Below are 24,222 nucleotides of genomic sequence, written 5' to 3' on the forward strand. Positions count from 1 at the left end.
ACTTATAAATTTTTGGAGAGGTCTAATGGTAATTGGCAAGTTGGTGGACTCTACGGCGGTGCTGGAAATGACACTTTAGATGGAGGCGATGGGGATGATTATCTAGACCCTGGTGAAGGTATTGATAGTGTGATTGGGGGTGCAGGAAATGACCAAGTTCTTCTCAACTACAGCAGTGACACCAATAGCTTAACTATCAACTACACCGATGCTAACAATGGTACGGTTTCCAATGGAGAAACCATCAAAGAAATTGAAAGTTTCAATTTGTATTTGGGGAGTGGGAACGATACGGTCAATCTAAGTGCAGCGACTGGGGTAATCTATGCTGAAGGCGGCTTAGGTAACGATAACATCACTGGTGGTAAGGCTTACGACAATCTACATGGGGGAGAAGGAAATGATACCTTAGACGGGGGAGATGGACGTGATGGACTTTATGGAGAAGAGGGAGACGACTATCTCCAAGGGGGAACAGATAATGATAACCCTGACTACTGGAATGGTAATTGGCAAGTTGGTGGACTCTACGGCGGTGCTGGAAATGACACTTTAGATGGAGGCGATGGGGATGATTATCTAGACCCTGGTGAAGGTATTGATAGTGTGATTGGGGGTGCAGGAAATGACCAAGTTCTTCTCAACTACAGCAGTGACACCAATAGCTTAACTATCAACTACACCGATGCTAACAATGGTACGGTTTCCAATGGAGAAACCATCAAAGAAATTGAAAGTTTCAATTTGTATTTGGGGAGTGGTAACGATACGGTCAATCTAAGTGCAGCGACTGGGGTAATCTATGCTGAAGGCGGCTTAGGTAACGATAACATCACTGGTGGTAAGGCTTACGACAATCTACATGGTGAAGCCGGAAATGATACCTTAGACCCCGGACTCGGTAGCGACTACGCCGACGGAGGCACCGAAACCGACACCCTGAAAGTTGACTACTTCTCCTTAAGTACCAATATCACCTCTACAGTGCCTAATAATGGCGGTGGTACTATCTCCACCACTGGAAACTCTGTAAATTACGTCAATATCGAAAAATTTGACATAACCACAGGTAGTGGTAACGATAACCTCATCGGTGGCAACCTTGACGATACCTTAAAGGGAGGCGCAGGAGATGACATCCTTAACGGTGGTACAGGTGTTGACATCCTTCAAGGAGGGGTAGGAGATGATTCCTACATCATTGATGAACTAGGGGACACCATTAATGAAAATGCAAGCGAAGGTAAAGACCTCATTCAAGCCTCTGTTTCCTATAGCATTGAAACCATCGCTAACGTTGAAAATATCACTCTCACAGGCACAAATAACCTCAGCGCGACAGGTAACAGCCTTAACAATACCCTCACAGGTAACAGTGGCAATAATACCCTTACTGGTAATGCTGGTAATGACACCTTAGAAGGGGGGGCCGGGAATGACTCCCTAAATGGTGGGGATGGTAATGACAGGTTAATAGGGGTTAACTCCACTGCTGCTACTCCCGGAGTTGGTGAAATTGATACATTAGAAGGGGGAACAGGTGCAGACCGTTTTATCTTAGGAGATGCAACCAAAGCCTACTATGATGATGGTAATACTAGCGCTAATGGCACGGCTGATTATGCTCTAATTAAGAACTTTAATATCAATGAGGATAAGATTCAATTATCGGGGGCAAAGAGTAACTATATTCTGGCTAATTCTCCCATTACCGGAGTTTCAGGAACAGGAATATTTCTGGATAAACCAGTGACAGAACCCGATGAATTAATTGCCGTTGTTGAAGGAGTAACAGGATTAGATATTAATGGTAATGCTTTTGGCTCAATTCTCACATTACTAAATGATAATTTTAATAGTGAAAGAGGGGGTTCTGGGACATTAAATTATACGGATTTAATCAATTGGAGTATCACCAATGGTAGTGTTGATTTAATTGGTAATGGTTACATTGATTTGCAGCCAGGCAATGGTTTGTATTTAGATTTAGATGGTTCGACTAGGAATGCTGCCCGACTAGAATCTAAACAAACGTTTAATTTTAACAGTGGCGAACTTGTTACCTTACAGTTTTCTTTAGCCAATAATGGTTCAGCTACCAACTCGGCTACAGTTTCTTTAGGTAATTTATTTAGTGAGATTTTTTCCTTAACTGGTTCTCCTCCTTTTACAACCTTTACTCGTAGTTTCCAAATTAATAATTCTTCTAGTGGCAAACTTATCTTTGATCATGCAGGAGGAGATAATTTAGGATTATTACTGGATAACGTAATCTTAACTTCTGAAACTGGAAATGCTCAATCACCCGGTACTTTATCATTTAATACCGCCACCTACAGCGTCAACGAAAACGGCACAGCAAATATAATCATAAATCGTACAGGAGGAAGTGACGGTACAGTTAGCGCAACCATTACCTATATAGGGGGTACAGCAACCGCACCATCTGACTACACTAATACCCCCATTACCGTTAATTTTGCTGATGGGGAAAACAGCAAAACCGTCACCATTCCCATTGTTAATGATAGTAACTTTGAACCTAACGAAACCGTTAACCTAGCCTTAACCAACCCCACCAACGGCGCAACCATTGGCACACAAGCAACAGCTAATCTAACCATTATTGACAATGATTCCCCAATTCCGGGAGTATTAGCCTTTGATCGTTCTACTTATACCATTAATGAAGACGGTACACCTGTTATTGCTGTCGAAGTAGTTCGGACAGGGGGAAGTGATCTCGAAGTTAGTGTTACTTTAACTCCTAGTAATGGAACGGCGATCGCCGCTGATGACTACACAAACACCCCCATTACTGTCACTTTTGCCGATAAAGAAACCAGTAAAACTGTTACCATTCCTATCAATAATGACACCGTTTATGAACCTACAGAAACCGTTAACCTGACCCTATCTAACCCCACCAATGGCGCAACATTAGGAACACAACAAACAGCCGTTTTAAACATCATTGATAACGATGCTGTGCCGGGTGTTTTAGCCTTCTCTCAAGCTAATTACAGTATTAATGAAGACGGAACTACTGTAATAGCTGTTACAGTTAATCGTACCAATGGAAGTGATGAATCAGTCAGTGCTACCATTAGCTTAAGTGATGGTACAGCTACCCGTCCCGAAGACTATACTAATACCTCAGTTACCGTTAATTTTGCCAACGGTGAAACCAGTAAAACTGTTACTATTCCTGTCGTTAATGATGGGGTATTTGAACCCAATGAAACCATTAATTTAACTTTAATTAATCCTACTAATGGCGCAACTATTGGCACCCAAAATACAGCCACTTTAACCATTATTGATAATGATACTTTACCCGGAATAATAGGCTTTAGTGGTGCTAATTTTACTGTTAATGAAGACGGTACACCTATTACCCAAGTTACCCTGACTCGTACAGGCGGAAGTAATGGCGAAGTTAGCGTTACTTTAACTCCCGATGGTGGTACAGCAACCGCAGGAAGTGACTACAACAACACCCCCATAACTGTCACCTTTGCTAACGGAGAAACCAGTAAAACTGTTACTATTCCTATCAATAATGATACAGTTTATGAACCTACAGAAACCGTCAACTTAACTCTATCTAGTCCTACAGGTGGCGCAACATTAGGAACCCAAACAACAGCAGTTTTAAACATCATTGATAATGATGCCGTAGCAGGTGTCTTATCCTTCAGTAATGCCACTTATAATATTAATGAAAATGGCACACCTGTCACCCAAGTTACCATTAACCGGACTGGGGGAAGTGATGGCGCTGTTAGTGCTACTGTCACCCTAAGCAACGGTACAGCAACAGCCGGAAGTGATTATGTTGCGAACCCTATCACGGTTAATTTTGCCAACGGAGAAACCAGTAAAACTGTTACTATTCCCATCATCAATGATACTGTTCTAGAAAATACCGAAACCATCAACTTAACCCTAACTAACCTTACTGGAGGAGCAACAATTAATGATGCACAAAAGAGCGCAATTGTCAACATTTTAGATGATGATTTTAAACCCACTTTAACGGTTAATATTAATCCCCAACAGGTCAACGAAGGTAACACGATTCAGGGAACTGTCACCCGTAATACAGACACCACCCAACCCTTAACAGTCACCTTAGTTAATAGTGAAAATAGTCAAATTACTGTACCTACAACTGTTACTATTCCAGTAGGTGCAACTTCGGCTAATTTTAACATCACTGCGGTAGATGACACCTTAATCGAACTGCCAAAAAATTATACTATAATTGCTTCTGCTGCTGGGTTTGTTAGTAGTTCTAATACTGTTGCTGTCACTGATAATGATGGGGTAAATTTAACTCTCACCATCTCAGGGGGGATCTCCGAGAATGGTGGTAAAATTTTAGCAACTGTCACCCGTAACATTGTTACCAATACTCCCCTAGAAGTTCAACTCAGTAGTAGCGACACCACCGAAGCAACCACACCCCAAACCGTCATTATTCCAGCGAATCAAGCATCTGTCACCTTTGAAATTCAAGGGGTTGATGACACCATTTTAGATGGAAATCAACTCGTTATAATTACCGCTAAACCGACCTATACAGGGACAAATTTAGCCATAGACGCAGGACAAGCAACCGCTAACCTAAATGTCACCGATAATGAAAGTCCCAGTCTCACCCTCACCCTCGATAAAAACATTATTAGTGAGACAGGAACCGCAACCGCTACCATTACTCGTAATACTGCGACAACAGAAGCATTAACTGTCACCCTCACCAGTGGTGATACTACCGAAGCAACTGTACCCAATACCGTTACTATTCCTGTCGGACAAACCTCGGCTACTTTTATTGTCACTGGGGTTAATGATGGAGTTAATGATGGTATTCAAAGTGTCACCCTCACCGCAACTGCAAACGGGTTTAATAGTGGGGTAAAAACCATCGAGGTTAGTGATATTGATGTACCAGATTTACAGATTACTAACTTAGCACCAACAACTAACCCCATTTATACGGGTAAACAGTCTTATTTAACCTATAAAGTCGAAAATAAAGGTTTAGCTCCTGCTTCGGGAACTTGGACAGATAAGGTTTATCTTTCTACAGATAATAAACTTGATAGTAGTGATAGTCTAATTACTGAAACTACTTTCACCCCTAATATTCCTTTTAATTCCTTCTATGAGCGTAATATTCCCTTCTTTGCGCCGAGAAATGCGGGACAATACTATTTAATTGCCACCACAGATGCTAATAATACTGTTAATGAGGGTACAGGGTTAGGGGAACAGAATAACACGGTTATTACTCCCATTACGGTGATACCTGCTTATAAAGCTACGGTTTACACTGATACGGTAATTGGTACAAATGGACAAGCGGTAACATTACGGGGAAGTGCGGTTAATAATGCCGATAATTCCCCTGTACCTTTTGAATTTGTCACCATCAGGATTGAAAATAACGGCACAATTCGGGAATTAAGCGCGTTTACCGATGGAAATGGTAACTTTGTTAAGAGTTTTAACCCCTTACCCACCGAAGGGGGACAATATAACATTAATGCTTATTTCCCCAATAATCCCACCGAAGACACCGCACCGGAAGACAGTTTTAAGCTGTTGGGGATGAAATTTAATACCAGTCAAGTCACTAATAAAGTCATTGCAAATACTCCCTTTACAGGTACGGTGACGCTGGAAAATATTACTAATATGGGGATAACGGGAATTACTGCAACCGTTGATAGTGTAGTACCCGGTTGGAATGTGCAGGTAAATACTCCCCAAAATTTAGCAGGTTCGGGGAATAATACCCTTAGTTATACCATTACTGCACCGAATGACTCTTATATCACTCAAGATACTTTTAATATCAAGCTTACCAGTACCGAAGGTGCAACGGCGGTATTACCTGTTAATGTTAATTTAGAGCGTATTGTCCCCCGTTTAGTCGCTTCGACTAATTTAGTCAGTGGTGGAATGTTACGGGGTAATCAAACCGTTGTCGAGTTTCAGGTAACAAATGAAGGGGGAGGAATTGCTCAAAATATTGAGGTAGAGTTACCTAATGAACCTTGGTTAAAGTTAGCTTCTCCTGCGACTATTTCCGCATTAAAGCCGGGGGAATCGACAAAAGTTACTTTATTATTAACCCCTGATGCTAATTTACCGTTAACGGAATATTTCGGTAATTTCTTCTTAGATGCGGAAGGGAATGATGGAGATTTATCTGTTAATTATAATTTCCGAGCGATAAGTGAAGCGAAAGGTAATATACGGATTAATACCGTTAATGAATTATTCTACTTTGCTGAAGGTTCGCCGAAGTTAGCAGGTGCAACGGTGACATTACGGGATTATTTCACTAATGAAGTAATCGCTACGGCGGTGACAGATAATACGGGATTAATTAACCTGTCTAATATCAATGAGGGTTATTACAATTTAGAAATTAAAGCAGATAGACATGATACTTTCCGTCAGATTATCCAATTAGATGCAGGGGAAACGGAGAATATTAACGCCTTTTTATCCCGTAATACGGTGCAATATAACTGGACAGTTACACCGACAGAAATTGAGGATAAATATAATATTACAGTTGAGAGTGTTTTTGAGACAGATGTACCCATTCCTACAGTAGTAATTGATCCCCCGTTAATTGATTTAGAAGGGTTAGATGTAGTCGGTCAAGTCATGCAAGTGGATATGACTTTGACTAATCATGGTTTAATTGCCGCCAATGATCTTAAGTTTAGTTTTAGCGATCATCCTTTCTATAAAATTGAACCTCTGATTAATAATATTGAGTCATTAGGGGCAAAAAGTTCCTTAACTGTACCTGTCAGAATTACTCGTATTGCTGATGAGAATACGGTCTTAAATAGTAGTAGTCAACTGTCATTACAAAGTAGTGGCGATTTGGTAACTTTATCTTCAGGTGGGGGTTGTGGGATTTCGGGATCTGTCGGTTATTCCTATTCTTGTGGGGGTCAAGATGTTGGTAAATCGGCAGGTATTGGGTTTAATAATGTAGCAGGTTCTGGTGGTAGTTGTGGTGGACCTTGGAATCCTCAAGGTGGTGGTAGTGGTGGTGCTGGTGGTAGTAGTAGTAGTAGTAGTGTTGCTACTTCTTCGGGGGATTGTAATCCTTGTCTCGAAAATTGGAAGAAAATACTATTAGGTTGCGGTTTAGCCATTAGAACTTGTGTTACTAAGGCTAATCCAATCTTTGCTTGCCTTGCTTATGTTGGATCGTGCATATATGACCATGAAAGTGCCAAAGGAATCGTAAATTGTATTACTGGCTGGATTGGTTGTATTCCAGGTGCAGGGGGAGCATTATGTGTATACAAAATCAATTTCTGTTTGATTGACATTTTAACTTGTGGGGAATTTGGTTCTCCAGTTCATAATTTATCTACAGATAATTTACACATAGCTAATTCTCAGGTATCAATCATTGGTGAAATTAGCAAATATAAAAACAGAATAGACAAAATAATCAATTTTTATACTGCTTTTTTCGGCGACGATATATGGCTACAAGGTGAAAACGAAGAAAGTATCAACAATTGGCTCACAAGTTTCTTGGATAAAATTGGAGAGTCTAGTGAAGACAGTTTGAAAATTTCTGTTGCAGAACGCAATTCTTTGCTCAACATACAACTTCCTGATAAAGTTACAAGAACAGATGTTGACAAATTTATAGAAAGATGGAATCGTTCAATAGACTACTGGAATAACGGGATTTTTAACCTAGCAGATGTACCTAATGGACAAAGTAATAATTTTATCGCAATTGATGTTTTAGGAAATGCTGCCAATGCAGTAAATCAAGCTGTAGAACAGTCTCAAGCAGAAGGTTTTTCAAATATGCTTGAAGGTGCTGAATTTTATGTAGAAGAACTAGGGAATATTTTAGGAATTAGTAATACTATTGGTATCACAAACTCATCTATCAATGAAAGTGCTACCAATAACAATGAATTAGTAATAGCTCCTTTAGCCAATGGAATCGGTAGCGTTTGCGCTCAAGTCCGTATCACCATCGACCAAGAAGCGGTAATGACTCGTTCCGCATTCCTTGGAACTCTCGAAATAGACAACGGCAACCCCACCAACCTAACCAACCTCTCCATTACCCTGCAAATTACCGACCAAAACGGCAACATAGTTAACAACCTCTTTGGTATTACTAACCCCACCCTGAAAAACATCACCGCAGTAGATGGTACAGGTATCCTCATCGGCGATGACCCCAATACTCCCCAAAATGAAGGGTTAGGTAGTGCAGAATGGACATTTATCCCCACTAACCTCGCCGCACCCCAAACCGCTACCACTTACAACATCGGCGGTACTCTTTCCTACACCGAAAACGGACAAGTTATCAACGTCCCCTTACTTTCTACAGGTATCACCGTCTTACCCCAAGCGGAATTATACCTAGATTACTTCCAATCCCGTAACGTCTATGGCGATGATCCCTTTACCGATGCTACCGAAGTATCCGTACCCTTCGATCTCGCCGTCTTAGTCCAAAACAAAGGTTATGGGGACGCTAAAAACCTCAATATTACCTCATCTCAGCCCAAAATCATCGAAAATGAAAAGGGCTTACTGATTGACTTTAATATCATAGGTTCTCAACTCAACGGACAAGACGTTAACCCCTCCCTTAAGGTCAACTTTGGGGACATCAAAGCCGGAGAAACCGCCGTTGCTAACTGGTTACTCAAGTCCACCCTACAGGGTAAATTCATTGAATACAAAGCCACCTTTGAACATATCAACGGACTGGGTAACAAAGAACTATCCTTAATCAAAGAAGTCAAAATCCATGAATTAATCAGTAAAGTCAAAGCAGACAGCGATAACCTGCCTGATTTCTTGGTTAATGATGTATTTGATGCCAAATTCTACCCCGATACCCTCTACTTTAGTAATGGTACTACTGCACCCGTCACCGCCATTGACACAGCCACCGTTGACGCACCCGTTACCATTTTCGATTTAGAGGCACAAATCATATCCCCCCCTTATCAAGGGGGGTTAGGGGGGATCGAACCGCCTCAAGGCTGGAATTACATCCGTTTAGAAGATCCTGCTAACGGACAATTCCAAATTAAACAGCTATTACGTTCTGATGGAACAGCGATCGCCCTAGATAACATCTGGCGCACAGATCGCACTTTCCCTGCTACAGGTCGCCCTAAATATGAAAATATATTACATTTTCTTGACAAAGACAGCACGGGCAGCTACACAATCACCTACGATAGTAACGACTCCGCATCGCCTCAAGTGCGAGAAATCATTGACGTTAGCCCAAATCCCCGTAATATTCCCGTTAATAACTTAACTGTTGTCTTTAGCGAGCCAATACGCGCTAATAGCTTCGATTATCAAGACCTTACCTTAACCCTTGATAACGGTGCCAACTTAATCACCAATGGGGTGACAATCAGCCAAATTGACCCCATAACCTTCCAAATTAACAACTTAACCGGTATTACGGGTAATATTGGACAATATCAACTCAGTGTTAATGCGACAGGTATCCAAGACTTAGCGGGTAACGCCGGAGCCGGTATTGTTAACGAAAACTGGACATTTACAGGAGATAAACCCGGTATTGATTCAATTACTGGCTTTAACTCTACTTTAATTAACACTGCTGTTGATACCTTTGATGTCACCTTTACCGAGGCGATTATTCCCAATAGCTTCGACTATACCGACATCACCCTAAGACGCAACAATGGCGCAAGCTTAGTTAACAATACCGTTACCATTACCCAAATTGACGCTACAACCTTCCGAGTCAGCAATTTTGCCCAATTTACTAACATTGAGGGAGATTATCAACTCTTAGTCACCGCTAATGGTGTCCAAGATACCGATAATAACAACGGTGTCGGGGGTAAAGGGTTTAACTGGGTACTGGATAACACTATTCCTACCCTTACCAGTATCACTAATGTCACCAGTCCTCGTAATACCGCAGTTAGTAGCCTAGAAATCAGCTTTTCTGAAGCAATAAAACCTGATACCCTTGATATTAATGATTTAACCCTTACCCGTGATGGTAGTGTTAATTTAATTACCAATAGCGTCACCCTAGAAAAACGCAATGAAACCACCTACACCATCAAAGGGTTAAGCGGACTGCAAACTGATAACGGTATTTATACCCTCACCGTTAATGGTACAGGGATCAAAGATACTGCAGGGAATAGTGTTAGCAACTCCTTAAGCCAAAATTGGACATTAGACCGCATTCTGCCGAGTATTCCCACAAATATCCAAGTTAGTGCTACTCCCACATCCCAACTACAAACCACCTCACTAGGCATTCTTAACCAATTCGGACAATTCCGAGTTAATAGTCAAAATATCACCATTACAGGCAATTTAGCCGAATCTAACCTGAAAGTATATATCAAAGACCTAACCACTAACCAAGACTTGGGACAAGCAACAGTTACAGGTACTCAATTTACTGGTAATATCCAACTTCCCTCACCTGGCGCAAAAGATATAGAAATCCGGGTAGAAGATACCGCAGGAAACACCACCAATACAACCTTAAGTCTATTTGCAGACATCACCCAACCAGTCCTTACCCAATTTATCAACGTTCCCCCCTCAACCGCCAATCCCATCAACAGTATTGATGTTCAGTTTTCTGAAACTATTAACCTCAATACCTTTGATAAAAGTGATATTACCTTAACCCGTAATGGTGTCACCCTAACCCTTCCTAATACCGTAACCGTTGAATATCTCTCTGATACAACCTACCGCATTAACGGATTAGGCGACTTAACCAACACCCCCGGTATCTATAGCTTACAGGTTGACGCAACCACCATCCAAGACAACGCCGGAAATAGCGGAGACGCAGCCAAAACCACCAGCTTTACCATTACTCCTCCTCCCACCCCAGGAGTCACTTTAACCCAAACTGGGGGTAATACCACCGTCACCGAAGGAGGTAACACCGATACTTACTCTCTCGTCCTCAAAACCCAACCCACTGCTGATGTCACCATTACCCTAACCAGTAACAATCAAATCACCCTCAATTCAACTAGCCTTACCTTCACTACAACCAACTGGAACACTCCCCAAAACGTCACCATTACCGCAGTAGATGACACCCTAACAGAAGGAAATCATACTGCTACCATTACCCACAATGTCAGCAGTACAGATACCAACTACAACGGGTTAACCCTTCCTAATGTTAATGTCAATATTCAAGACAACGACGCTGAAATAAAAGGCAATATTTGGAATGATATTGATGGCAATGCCGTTAATAACAACGAACCCAGTTTATCAGGCTGGACAGTCTATTTAGATGCTAACAATAATGGGCAACTTGACACAGGAGAAACCACAACCCAAACCGATGTTAATGGTAACTACACCTTTAATAATCTACGCCCCAGAACCTATACTGTTGCCCAAATTGTCCAAGAGGGTTGGCAACAAACCTATCCTATTCTGAATATCACAACTACCGCCTCTGAGGTTGCGTTAGCCATTCCTACTTTAGACTTTATCACTGCCTCTGAATCTAGCTTAATTAACTTTAATCGTGCTAATTATCTTGTTCAAGAAGATGGCACTCCAGTTACAGAGTTTTGGCTAACACGCACGGGCGATGTGTCTAATTCAGTAACTGTGACACTCAACCTTTTAGATAGCACAGCTAAAGGTTGTAGTTGTGCCGCTAGTTCTGTCAATAATGATTTTAATAATGTTTCCTTTACCCTTACCTTTGCAGAGAATGAAACTAATAAACTAATTACGGTTCAAAATGCGATTCTCGGTAATCCCAACGCAATTAAGATTCGCAATGATAGCAAAGTGGAAGGCAATGAAACCTTTACCATTAAGCTCACTAACCCCACAGGGGGAGCAGTTATCGGGGAGCAAGGAACAGCAACGGTCACGATTTTAGACGATGAATCTCCTAGTTCTGTCACGCCCCTCTTAGAAAGTACCGGAACAACCCTCGCTGCTACAGGGGATGCTCAAGCCTTATCTCTCATTTCCCTCGATCAACTCTGGCAAGACTCCCGTTTCCTCGACTTTAAGGGCAAAAACTATAGCACCGTCATTATTGATACAGGCATTGACCTTAATCATCCCTTCTTTGGCCCCGATGCCAACAACGATGGCATTGCCGACAAAATTATTTATCAATACGACTTTGCTGATAATGATACTGATGCCAGCGATAAAAACAATCACGGTTCCCATGTGGCCAGCATTGTTTCCTCTGTCGCCCCTGATGCTAACTTAATTGTTCTCAAAGTCTTTAAAGATAGCGGTTCTGGCTCCTTTGCCGACCTCGAAAAAGCCCTGCAATGGATTAATGCCAAGGCCAATACCTACAATATTGCCTCGGTTAATCTCTCTATTGGAGATAGCCAAAATTGGACAACTGCGACTGGACGTTACGGTATTGGTGATGAATTAGCAGCGATCGCCAACCAGAATGTGATTATCTCAGCCGCCGCAGGAAACAGTTTCTATCAGTTCAATAGTACACAAGGATTAGCCTATCCCGCGAGCGATCCGAATGTGGTGGCAGTGGGTGCCGTTTGGTCAGGCAACTTTGGTGACTCTAAATCCTTTAGCGGTGGGGCCATTGATTACAGGACCAGTGCGGATCAAATTGCCAGTTTCTCTCAAAGAGATGATCTGTTTGGGGAAGTGTTTGCCCCCGGTATCCTGATTAGTGGGGCCAGTGCCACTGGGGGAACAGTGACGATGGGCGGAACCAGTCAAGCCGTTCCTTTCGTTACTGGATTGGCAACCCTTGCCCAGGAAATGGCCCAGGAGATTTTAGGGCGTTGGTTAAGTGTGAGCGAGTTCCGTTATTTACTCGATACCACCGGTGATTTGATTGTGGATGGGGATAACGAAAACGATAATGTGGTCAATACTGGACTCAGTTTTCCTCGCATTGATGCGCTGAAATTCGCCGAAGGTCTTTTGAGTCTTAATGGCATTACCCCCGATCCCAATGCTGGCAGTTCAGGCAGCAATACGGGCGGCAATTCTGCCACGTCTCCCAATACTGTCAGTCTGGTTCACACAGTTAATTTGGCGGCGGGTCAGGTAGCGACAGGGATTGACTTTGGTAATGAGACTGTTAACGTCGGCCCTACTGATTTAGCCTTAAGTGCGACAACAGTAAATGAAAATGTTGCCCCCAATACAGTGATTGGAACATTTTCTAGCACAGACCCCGATACTGGCAATACCTTTACCTATAGTTTAATAGCAGGAACAGGAGATACAGATAATACTGCCTTCTCGATTGTAGGGAATCAATTACAGATTAATAATTCCCCGGATTTTGAAACCAAAAATAGTTACAGTATTCGGGTAAAAACCACAGACCAAGGGGGACTAAGTTTTGAGAAAACCTTGACAATTACTGTCAATGATGTTAATGAAAATCCTAGTAATCAAGCTCCGACGGATTTAGCATTAAGTGCCACTACAGTAGATGAAAATGTTCCTGTTAACACAGTGATTGGAACATTTTCCAGCACAGACCCCGATACTGGCAATACCTTTACCTATAGTTTAATAGCAGGAACAGGAGATACAGATAATACTGCCTTCTCGATTGTAGGGAATCAATTACAGATTAATAATTCCCCGGATTTTGAAACCAAAAATAGTTACAGTATTCGGGTAAAAACCACAGACCAAGGGGGACTAAGTTTTGAGAAAACCTTGACAATTACTGTCAATGATGTTAATGAAAATCCTAGTAATCAAGCTCCGACGGATTTAGCATTAAGTGCCACTACAGTAGATGAAAATGTTCCTGTTAACACAGTGATTGGAACATTTTCCAGCACAGACCCCGATACTGGTAATAGCTTTACCTATAGTTTGATAGCAGGAACAGGAGATACAGATAACTCAGCATTCTCGATTGTGGGGAATCAATTACAGATTAATAATTCCCCCGATTTTGAAACCAAAAATAGTTACAGTATTCGGGTAAAAACCACAGACCAAGGGGGACTAAGTTTTGAGAAAACCTTGACAATTACTGTCAATGATGTTAATGAAAATCCTAGTAATCAAGCTCCGACGGATTTAGCATTAAGTGCCACTACAGTAGATGAAAATGTTCCTGTTAACACAGTGATTGGAACATTTTCCAGTACAGACCCCGATACTGGTAATAGCTTTACCTATAGTTTGATAGCAGGAACAGGAGATACAGATAACTCAGCATTCTCGATTGTGGGGAATCAATTACAGATTAATAATTCCCCAGATTTTGAAACCAAAAATAGTTACAGTATTCGGGTAAAAACCACAGACCAAGGGGGACTCAGTTTTGAGAAAACCTTGACAATTACTGTCAATGATGTTAATGAAAATCCTAGTAATCAAGCTCCGACGGATTTAGCATTAAGTGCCACTACAGTAGATGAAAATGTTCCTGTTAACACAGTAATTGGAACATTTTCTACCACAGACCCCGATACTGGTAATAGCTTTACCTATAGTTTAATAGCAGGAACAGGAGATACAGATAATACTGCCTTCTCGATTGTAGGGAATCAATTACAGATTAATAATTCCCCCGATTTTGAAACCAAGAATAGTTACAGTATTCGGGTAAAAACCACAGACCAAGGGGGACTCAGTTTTGAGAAAACCTTGACAATTACTGTCAATGATGTTAATGAAAATCCTAGTAATCAAGCTCCGACGGATTTAGCATTAAGTGCCACTACAGTAGATGAAAATGTTCCTGTTAACACAGTGATTGGAACATTTTCTACCACAGACCCCGATACTGGTAATAGCTTTACCTATAGTTTAATAGCAGGAACAGGAGATACAGATAATACTGCCTTCTCGATTGTGGGGAATCAATTACAGATTAATAATTCCCCCGATTTTGAAACCAAAAATAGTTACAGTATTCGGGTAAAAACCACAGACCAAGGGGGACTAAGTTTTGAGAAAACCTTGACAATTACTGTCAATGATGTTAACGAAACACCAACAGATTTACTTTTAAGTGCCACTACCGTAAATGAAAATGTTGCCCCCAATACAGTGATTGGAACATTTTCCAGTACAGACCCCGATACTGGTAATAGCTTTACCTATAGTTTGATAGCAGGAACAGGAGATACAGATAACTCAGCATTCTCGATTGTGGGGAATCAATTACAGATTAATAATTCCCCCGATTTTGAAACCAAAAATAGTTACAGTATTCGGGTAAAAACCACAGACCAAGGGGGACTAAGTTTTGAGAAAACCTTGACAATTACTGTCAATGATGTTAATGAAAATCCTAGTAATCAAGCTCCGACGGATTTAGCATTAAGTGCCACTACAGTAGATGAAAATGTTCCTGTTAACACAGTGATTGGAACATTTTCCAGCACAGACCCCGATACTGGTAATAGCTTTACCTATAGTTTAATAGCAGGAACAGGAGATACAGATAATACTGCCTTCTCGATTGTGGGGAATCAATTACAGATTAATAATTCCCCCGATTTTGAAACCAAAAATAGTTACAGTATTCGGGTAAAAACCACAGACCAAGGGGGACTAAGTGTTGAGAAAACCTTGACAATTACTGTCAATGATGTTAACGAAACACCAACAGATTTACTTTTAAGTGCCACTACCGTAAATGAAAATGTTGCCCCCAATACAGTGATTGGAACATTTTCCAGTACAGACCCCGATACTGGTAATAGCTTTACCTATAGTTTGATAGCAGGAACAGGAGATACAGATAACTCAGCATTCTCGATTGTGGGGAATCAATTACAGATTAATAATTCCCCCGATTTTGAAACCAAAAATAGTTACAGTATTCGGGTAAAAACCACAGACCAAGGGGGACTAAGTTTTGAGAAAACCTTGACAATTACTGTCAATGATGTTAATGAAAATCCTAGTAATCAAGCTCCGACGGATTTAGCATTAAGTGCCACTACAGTAGATGAAAATGTTCCTGTTAACACAGTGATTGGAACATTTTCCAGCACAGACCCCGATACTGGTAATAACTTTACCTATAGTTTGATAGCAGGAACAGGAGATACAGATAACTCAGCATTCTCGATTGTGGGGAATCAATTACAGATTAATAATTCCCCCGATTTTGAAACCAAAAATAGTTACAGTATTCGGGTAAAAACCACAGACCAAGGGGGACTAAGTTTTGAGAAAACCTTGACAATTACTGTCAATGATGTTAATGAAACTCCCGGTAATCAAGCTCCAACAAATTTAGCATTAAGTGCCACTACAGTAAATGAAAATGTCCCTGTTAACACAGTAATTGGAACATTTTCTAGCACAGACCCCGATACTGGTAATAACTTTACCTATAGTTTAATAGCAGGAACAGGAGATACAGATAATACTGCCTTCTCGATTGTAGGGAATCAATTACAGATTAATAATTCCCCCGATTTTGAAACCAAGAATAGTTACAGTATTCGGGTAAAAACCACCGATCAAGGGGGACTAAGTTTTGAGAAAACCTTGACAATTACTGTCAATGATGTTAATGAAACTCCCGGTAATCAAGCTCCCACAGCCCTAATTTTCCAAAATGCTGTCACCGAGTTAGCTGAAAATGTCGATGTCACACCAGAATTTAAAGTCGCCGATCTCCTGATTGAAGATGATGGTTTAGGAACCAATAATCTCTTCCTCACGGGACGGGATAGGGAGCGCTTCTTAATTCAGAATTCGGCTCTTTTCTATGTCGGTTTTACTCCTAATTTTGAAGCTCAAAACAGTTACGAAGTCACCGTCAATGTCGATGATACAACCGTTGGTGTCACCCCCGATCTCACCCAAACCTTAACTTTAAACATCACCGATGTCAACGAAGCTCCCACAGCCCTAATTCTTGCTAATAGCACCAATACGATCGCTGAAAATACCGATACCAGTCAAGGTGTCAAAGTTGCCGATATTCAGATCAGCGATGATGCCTTGGGGACCAATAGCCTTTCTTTGTTGGGCAGTGATCAGAGCAGTTTCCAGATTCGTGGCCGGGAATTATTCTTCATCGGTAAGGCTGATTTTGAAGCCCAATCCCTCTATAATCTGACGGTGGCGGTAACGGATACCACCCTCAACCCGGCTCCCAATGCCACGCCAGACGCAACGGTTAATTTCACCCTAGAAATTACCAATCTACCCGACCAAGACGTTAATCCCCAGGCCCTTGAATTTAAAAATACGGGCAATGGACAGGTTTCTCTGGTTTTCAACTTCAGTAACTTGCCCAGTAGCATACAGGTCACAGCCATTGAGGAGGGACTCCAACAGACGGGAGCCTTCTTCAATAACGTTGTCGGTCTCTATCCAGTGGCGGATGACAACGGAGCCGTTTTTGACAGCCTCGATTTAGATGGAGATGGCAACGTGACAGAGTTAATTCAACCCGGTCAAGCGGGTTATGCGCGTAGTGCCTTAAGTCAAGCAGTGAATAACTTCATTTTGCGGGCCAGTGGAGAAGGGGCAAACCAAAGCACCACCGCCGCTGAATTTAACGAAGGGGATGTGTTGTTGGAAGGAGGGCGACGCTACGCACCCTTTGTGATTGCCAATGGCGGCAATCTGGGAGAAAGTCTGCAAGGGAGTATTCAGGCATTTTTGACCAAGAATCCCGATAATGTGGCGGCTACCCTAGAAAACTATATGAGTCATGAGGTGGCCTATTTCTCCTTTGGCTCGGCAAATCCCGATGGGGCGGAACATTTACGGTCAAGGGGGAATAATATCTTTGGCTTTGAGGATTTACCGGGGAACTTACCCAATATCAGCGATAACGATTTTAATGATGGGATTTTGGCGTTTAATTTTATTGCTTAATCATCCCTTGCTGGTTTGACAAACCATTTCCTCTGGGAGTTGGCGGCGATCGCCTTTTTCTAACTGCGAATCACCGTCATTTGTCGCGCCACAGGCCTCATTGCCGTTTCTGATTAATGATAGCACGGCTGGCTTCCAATCCAGCAATGATTTATATAGCGTTTTTCAGTCTGCTGAGGTACAAAAGTTATGGGTTTTAGGCAAAAGGCAAGATGCAAAACGCAAAAGGGAAGAAAATAGGTGTACCTCACTAGCTTGGGAAACGCTATAGTTATTTCAAATAAGAACGAGACACTAGCCTGAATTATTCACCAATTGCCGACCGTTTTTTAGCCAGAGGACTGAATGACCTTTCTAGCAAGACTTTTGAGTATTCTCCCAAATCTTCATCAATAATCGGGGCTAAGTAAATAAATTTTCACAACTCGATCGCTACAACTATCCCGCCAAGAACTACAATAACCCTAGGCATTTGTGTGAAAAAAAGACCCATCTATGCAACTTTCGCCCCAAGAAAAAGATAAATTACTCATTTTCACGGCGGCACTGCTCGCCGAAAGACGCAAAAATCGCGGTATCAAGTTAAATTATCCCGAAGCGATCGCCTATATTAGCGCCGCCATCCTCGAAGGTGCTAGGGAAGGTCGTAGCGTGGCTGAATTGATGAGTTACGGCACCACTTTATTAACTCGCGAGGAGGTAATGGAAGGCATCCCAGAAATGATCACGGAAGTGCAGATCGAAGCGACTTTTCCCGATGGTACTAAATTAGTTACCGTTCACAATCCCATTCATTAACAGGAGATTTTTAGCAGTTATGATTCCGGGAGAAATTATCACACCATCCGGGGCAATCGAGATTAATGTCGGTCGCGACACCCTGCGTATTTCTGTGGCTAATACAGGCGATCGACCGATTCAAGTGGGTTCCCACTATCATTTTTATGAAGTTAACGAGGCCCTGGAGTTCCAGCGCGAATTAACCAAAGGAACCCATCTCAATATTCCCGCCGGGACATCAGTTCGATTTGAACCGGGAGACACGAAAGAGGTGGAGTTAGTTGCCATCGCGGGAACTGAAGAAATTTATGGCTTTAATGGTTTAATTAATGGTTCCCTCAAGGGCAAAAAAAAGAAAAAGTAGGGTCTTGACAGAAAAATTATCACAGTTCGATCGCTCAATTGTGGTAACATCAAGGCAACGATAACTAATTCTTTCCAAGACTATGACGACGGTAAAAATTGGCATCATTGGCGGCAGTGGTTTGTATAAAATGGATGCCCTCAAGGATGTGCGGGAAGTATCCCTCGATACTCCTTTTGGTTCTCCTTCCGATGCTTTAATTCTCGGGACTTTAGAGGGAACAGAAGTGGCCTTTTTAGCGCGTCATGGCAGAAGTCACCATTTTTTACCGACCGAATTACCCTTTCGAGCTAATATTCACGCTCTCAAACAATTAGGGGTTGAATATATTATTTCCGCTTCGGCCGTTGGTTCCCTAAAAGCGGAAGTTAAACCCCTAGATTTAGTCATTCCCGATCAATTTATTGACAGAACTAAAGAGAGAATAGCGACTTTTTTTGGGGAAGGAATTGTTGCCCACGTCGCCTTTGGTGATCCCATTTGTCCGCAATTAGCCCAAATTTTAGGGGATGCCGTCGCTAGTTTAAACCTGCCGGAAGTTACCTTACATCGGGGCGGTACATATCTCTGTATGGAGGGACCAGCTTTTTCTACTAAAGCGGAATCAAATCTCTATAGAAGTTGGGGGGCAACCGTGATCGGTATGACCAATTTAACCGAGGCAAAATTAGCCCGAGAAGCGGAAATTGCCTACGCTACCTTAGCCCTAGTTACCGATTACGATTGTTGGCATCCCGATCACGATCATGTCACGGTAGAAATGGTGATCGAAAATCTACACCATAACGCTATTAATGCCCAAAAAGTTATCCAAGAAACGGTGCGCCGTCTGGCAGCTAATCCTCCCGTTTCCGTCGCTCATTCTGCCCTTAAATACGCTATTCTTACCCGTCTAGATTCTGTTCCCGTCGCCACTAAAGAAAAATTAGCTCTCCTGTTGAAAAAATATCTTGAAGAAGTAGAGAAATAGCCGAGAAAAGTCGCCCATGAATTTAGAAATAGGTCATTTTTCTCGCTGTGATCCAGACGATCAATTTGACCCAAATTCTAGGTTATCTGTGGCTTAACTAGCTAGATATTCTCTGATGTTAGCTCGGCGTTTTCTCAATTTGGCGATCGCTTCTCGTTCGATCTGACGGACGCGTTCACGACTGATATTGAGTCGAACGCCAATTTTCGCTAAGGTGAGGGGCTGCCCATTATCTAAACCAAAACGCAGACAAATCACTTCTTTTTGTTGAGGGGTGAGGTCTGCCATCAGTTTTTCCAAATCCACTTGCAGGGAAGAATAGGCAGTGTAATCTTCGGGGGAAAGTCCCGTATCTTCCAAGAGTTCCCCTAATTCCGTGTCTTGATTGTCCCCCACCTTTAAGTCAAGGGAAAGGGGTTGACGGGACCTTTCCAAGTAGTCTCGCACCTGTTTGGGAGTTAGCTCTAATTCCTCGGCTAATTCGGCAATGGTGGCAGCGCGACCTTTATCTTGAGCTAGTTGACGCTGGGCCTTTTTGATTTTATTCAGTTTTTCGGTGATGTGGATGGGCAGACGGATGGTGCGACTTTTTTCTGCGATCGCCCGGGTGATGGCTTGGCGAATCCACCAATAAGCATAGGTGGAGAAGCGATAGCCTTTGGTGGGATCGAATTTTTCCACACCTCTTTGCATCCCAATCGTTCCCTCTTGGATGAGGTCCAATAAATCTAGATTGCGTTTTAGGTATTTTTTAGCGACGGAAACCACTAGACGCAGGTTCGCTTCTACCATCTTGCGTTTGGCGAAATCCCCTGCCCCCAATTCTCGACGTAGTTGTTCTTCGCTAATTTCTGCCGCTTCTGACCACTGGCGATCGCTGGGGTCGCTGCCGAGTTTCGCCTTTAGGGATTCTTTGATTTTTTCCAGAAAAATTAATCTTTGTACCTGTTTCGCGTAGAGAATTTCTTCTTCATGGGTGAGAAGGGGAACTCGGCCAATTTCTCTGAGATAGGCGCGAACTGGATCGGTAAGGTTTTTCGAGGTTTTCATGAGTGCGCGTCGATTGAGGGTTGATATTCAGGAATTGATGGCGTTTTTAAGATCGCTTCCCCAGGGGCGGTTAAGGAGATGCTATCAGAGTTTTTTCTCGTTTTGTAAAGAGATTGGTAAGTGATTACTCAACTATAGAGAGAAATCTCATTGACTATTTAATTGCCTCTATAGTCCTTTTTTGGCTAGATATAGAGTTTTTGGGCATAAATGGCAAGTAGTAAGAACATTGGTTATTTAACCAATATTACAACAATTATTAAATATTGTAAAGTTTATGAGAGAAAAAAAATTATCCCTCTCAGGAAAGCAGCAATGAAGAGGAGGTTTGAGTATCTCTACTCATATATTACCCAGAGGTTTCCCATCGGGATGCAATCTAGATGACAAAATGAGCAATTTTCTCATTTAGCGATCGCAGAGTGAGCGGTGAGGGAAGTGGGGTGTGGGGTGTGGGGTGTGGGGTGTGGGGAGAATAAATAAAAATAATCTCCTGAATACTGACTCCCGGCTCCTGAATACTGAATACTGACTCCCGTCTATTGACCTTGCCTAGCGGTTCAGGGGGGATTGTGTAAAAATAAGAGAAGATCGGTTTTTTTTTACTAAACCTATGGCCACTTCTTCCATTGCCGTTAGAGAATTACCTCTCTTTCCCCTACCCGAAGTTGTTTTATTCCCGGGTCGTCCCCTGCCCCTGCACATCTTCGAGTTTCGCTATCGGATTATGATGAATACGATATTGGAAGAAGATCGCCGTTTTGGGGTCTTAATGGTAGATCCTGCCACCGGAGAAATCGCTAAAGTGGGCAGTTGTGCGGAAGTTGTCCGTTGTCAACGTCTTCCAGATGATCGCTTAAAAATTCTCACCATCGGTCAACAGCGCTTCCGTGTCCTAGAATACGTCCGGGAAAAACCCTATCGCGTCGGTTTAGTGGAGTGGATTGAAGATGTTCCCACCACCCAAGATCTGCGACCTCTGGCCAAAGAAGTAGACCAACTGCTGCGGGATGTGGTTCATCTCTCAGCCAAATTAACCGCTCAAAAAATTGAACTCCCCGACGATTTGCCCAGTCTTCCCCTCGAATTATCCTACTGGGTGGCGGGTAATCTCTACGGTGTGGCTGGGGAACAACAAGCTTTATTGGAAATGCTCGATACAGTCAGTCGTCTGCAACGAGAATCGGAAATTCTCACCTCGACTCGCAATCATCTGGCCGCTCGCACGGCTCTTAAAGATGCTTTAAATTAATGATCTTGAGGTTTTTCAGCTGCGGGAGAAGGAAATGGGGAAGTTATTTCAGTGAACAGTAATCAGTAATCAGTGAACTGATAACTCATACTAAATCCGTTGAGTATAGGCTACATATCAGGACAGGCAAAAGGCAATAGGCTTCGGCCGTGAGCTCAGCCGAACGGCAATAGGCAAAAGGAGCAATAGATAATCAGTTTTTAATAACCAGATTTAGTATCACATCTGAAAACTGATGACTTACCCACTGATAACTGATAACTGATAACTGTTAATCTGGGGATTACCTAATGTTTACCTTGATACAGTAAAGTGGGGTTAAAATTGTTGGCCCCTCACCCAGGAGAACTTCGATCATGTTGCTGACCTATAATCCCAACGTCTCACCCTTCCGAGAAGACTATAGCGAGAGTCGTCGGCTCCATTTTTATGATCGCGGGGAAAATATTCCTCTGGTGGTTGATGGAGTCTGGCAAGTTTATCGGGGTATGGCGCAACTAAGTCAAATATCTGAGAGTGGAGAGGAAATTTTACTAGGCTGGGTTCATTCATCCCACTTTTTTGGCTTAAATTTGACCCATCTGGAATCCTATCACGCCAGAGCCTTGTCGGAATTGTACCTAAAATGGTACACGATCGCCGAAGTGGAAAATTCGGTGGAATTAACTAGGATGATGTTAAATCAAATGATCCGTCGTCAACAACAAACGGAATCCCTACTGGCAATCGCAGGAATCAAACGAGTGGAGGAACGTCTTCAGCAGTTACTACAGTTATTAAAGCGGGAAATGGGAGAACCAATCGCCCAAGGCAGTCGTTTAAAGATACGTTTAACCCATCAAAATCTCGCCAATGCTATCGGTACCACGAGAGTAACGGTGACGCGTTTATTAGGCGAATTTCAGCGTCAGGGAGCGGTGAGTATCGATTGCGATCGCCATTTAATTATTCACGATTAAGTCAGACAATTTTAATCAGATCCCGCCCACTAATTGCCAAGCTAATTTAGCAGCCCCCACCATCCCAGCGCGATTACCTAACTCGGCCGTTAACACCTCTAATCCTTCTCTGGAACTAGGTAACACCCGTCTTTCGATTTCTGTGAGCAGAGAGGGAAAGAAAAACCTAGCACTGGCACTAATGCCGCCGCCGATAATTACCGCCTCTGGGGTGAGAACATAGAGTAAACTGGCGATACCAGCCCCCAGTAAACAACCGTAACCCTGCCAGAATTCTAAAGCCTCTCGATCGCCTTTTTCGGCCAATTCCGCCAATTGCTTCGGTTCTTTGCCAGTCATCCGGCGAATAGCTTGCAGGGAAGCGTACTGTTCCAAGGAACCCTGATTACCGCTATTGCACAATGGACCGTCAAAATTGAGGGTTATTAAGCCTAATTCTGCGGCTGTTCCCTTGCTGCCGACAAATAAGTGACCATCGAGGATAATTGCCCCTCCTACTCCCGTTCCCAAGGTCAACAGGATCAAGTTTTGAAACCGTTTGCCCGCTCCTAACCAAGCTTCCCCTAAACCGGCACAATTGGCATCATTGGCTAAAATTGTCGGCATTCCCGTGCTTTCTTCTAACCAATCGGCCAGGGGAATATCCCGCCATCCTGCCAAATTAATCGCTATTTTGGCAATTCTTCCCTGAGCATCCGTCGGCCCTGGCGTTCCCACACCGATGGCTTGACAACTTTTATCTAAATTTACTTGACAAATGCCTTGATGTATGGTATGGGCGACTTCTTTGGGTGTAGCGGGTTGGGGAGTGGGCAAGGTGAGAGATTCGAGACAATTGCCCTCTTGGTCAAATTTACCAATTTTAATAGCGGTTCCACCTAAATCGACACCTATTACTGTTTTCACCATCGGGCTTTCCTTGTTACTCTGGGAGTAGCTA

General features: G+C 42.6%; 9 protein-coding genes. 6 read left to right on the plus strand and 3 right to left on the minus strand.

Annotated features, from left to right (window positions below; all coding sequences use genetic code 11):
* The first annotated feature begins 12 nt into the window (after positions 1-12).
* A complete protein-coding gene (locus myaer_RS21860; protein WP_046661019.1) occupies positions 13-17,907 on the plus strand; it encodes a Calx-beta domain-containing protein in 17,895 nt (5,964 codons plus the stop codon).
* On the opposite strand, the gene myaer_RS22280 is transcribed toward myaer_RS21860, so the two are convergent.
* Positions 17,908-18,033: a hypothetical protein gene (locus tag myaer_RS22280; protein ID WP_268807313.1), complete on the minus strand. Its 126-nt coding sequence runs from the start codon at positions 18,031-18,033 to the stop codon at positions 17,908-17,910.
* Between the two features lie 369 nt (positions 18,034-18,402).
* Here myaer_RS22280 and ureA point away from each other — a divergent pair, with 369 nt between their 5' ends.
* The 3 genes from ureA (at position 18,403) to myaer_RS03875 (ending at position 20,021) form a co-directional block, all read left to right on the plus strand.
* Positions 18,403-18,705 (plus strand): urease subunit gamma, encoded by a 303-nt coding sequence (ureA, locus tag myaer_RS03865; RefSeq protein WP_002738360.1) that lies wholly within the window; start codon positions 18,403-18,405, stop codon positions 18,703-18,705.
* A gap of 19 nt (positions 18,706-18,724) precedes the next feature.
* Positions 18,725-19,051 (plus strand): urease subunit beta, encoded by a 327-nt coding sequence (gene ureB, locus myaer_RS03870; RefSeq protein WP_045356217.1) that lies wholly within the window; start codon positions 18,725-18,727, stop codon positions 19,049-19,051.
* An 82-nt stretch (positions 19,052-19,133) separates the two neighbouring features.
* Positions 19,134-20,021: an S-methyl-5'-thioadenosine phosphorylase gene (locus myaer_RS03875; RefSeq protein WP_046661020.1), complete on the plus strand. Its 888-nt coding sequence runs from the start codon at positions 19,134-19,136 to the stop codon at positions 20,019-20,021.
* A 93-nt stretch (positions 20,022-20,114) separates the two neighbouring features.
* Here myaer_RS03875 and myaer_RS03880 read toward each other — a convergent pair whose 3' ends face one another.
* On the minus strand, positions 20,115-21,071 hold the full coding sequence (locus myaer_RS03880; RefSeq protein WP_046661021.1) for an RNA polymerase sigma factor, RpoD/SigA family: 957 nt from the start codon (positions 21,069-21,071) through the stop codon (positions 20,115-20,117).
* 613 nt (positions 21,072-21,684) lie between these two features.
* Here myaer_RS03880 and myaer_RS03885 point away from each other — a divergent pair.
* A complete protein-coding gene (locus tag myaer_RS03885) occupies positions 21,685-22,323 on the plus strand; it encodes an LON peptidase substrate-binding domain-containing protein (RefSeq protein WP_046661022.1) in 639 nt (212 codons plus the stop codon).
* 356 nt (positions 22,324-22,679) lie between these two features.
* Positions 22,680-23,282, plus strand: coding sequence for a Crp/Fnr family transcriptional regulator (locus tag myaer_RS03890; protein WP_046661023.1), 603 nt, complete (start codon positions 22,680-22,682; stop codon positions 23,280-23,282).
* Between the two features lie 15 nt (positions 23,283-23,297).
* Here the strand turns inward: myaer_RS03890 and myaer_RS03895 are convergent, their stop codons facing one another.
* Positions 23,298-24,191: an ROK family protein gene (locus myaer_RS03895; protein ID WP_046661024.1), complete on the minus strand. Its 894-nt coding sequence runs from the start codon at positions 24,189-24,191 to the stop codon at positions 23,298-23,300.
* Positions 24,192-24,222: the final 31 nt, after the last annotated feature.

The organism is Microcystis aeruginosa NIES-2549 (genome assembly GCF_000981785.2).
GTDB classification, from domain to species: Bacteria; Cyanobacteriota; Cyanobacteriia; order Cyanobacteriales; family Microcystaceae; genus Microcystis; species Microcystis aeruginosa_C.

Bases quoted from the DNA above. Each gene is read 5' to 3' on its own strand.
- myaer_RS03880 (WP_046661021.1), bottom strand. From the start codon at position 21,071: ATGAAAACCTCGAAAAACCTTACCGATCCAGTTCGCGCCTATCTCAGA.
- ureB (WP_045356217.1), top strand. From the start codon at position 18,725: ATGATTCCGGGAGAAATTATCACACCATCCGGGGCAATCGAGATTAAT.
- ureA (WP_002738360.1), top strand. From the start codon at position 18,403: ATGCAACTTTCGCCCCAAGAAAAAGATAAATTACTCATTTTCACGGCG.
- myaer_RS03890 (WP_046661023.1), top strand. From the start codon at position 22,680: ATGTTGCTGACCTATAATCCCAACGTCTCACCCTTCCGAGAAGACTAT.
- myaer_RS03875 (WP_046661020.1), top strand. From the start codon at position 19,134: ATGACGACGGTAAAAATTGGCATCATTGGCGGCAGTGGTTTGTATAAA.
- myaer_RS03895 (WP_046661024.1), bottom strand. From the start codon at position 24,191: ATGGTGAAAACAGTAATAGGTGTCGATTTAGGTGGAACCGCTATTAAA.
- myaer_RS03885 (WP_046661022.1), top strand. From the start codon at position 21,685: ATGGCCACTTCTTCCATTGCCGTTAGAGAATTACCTCTCTTTCCCCTA.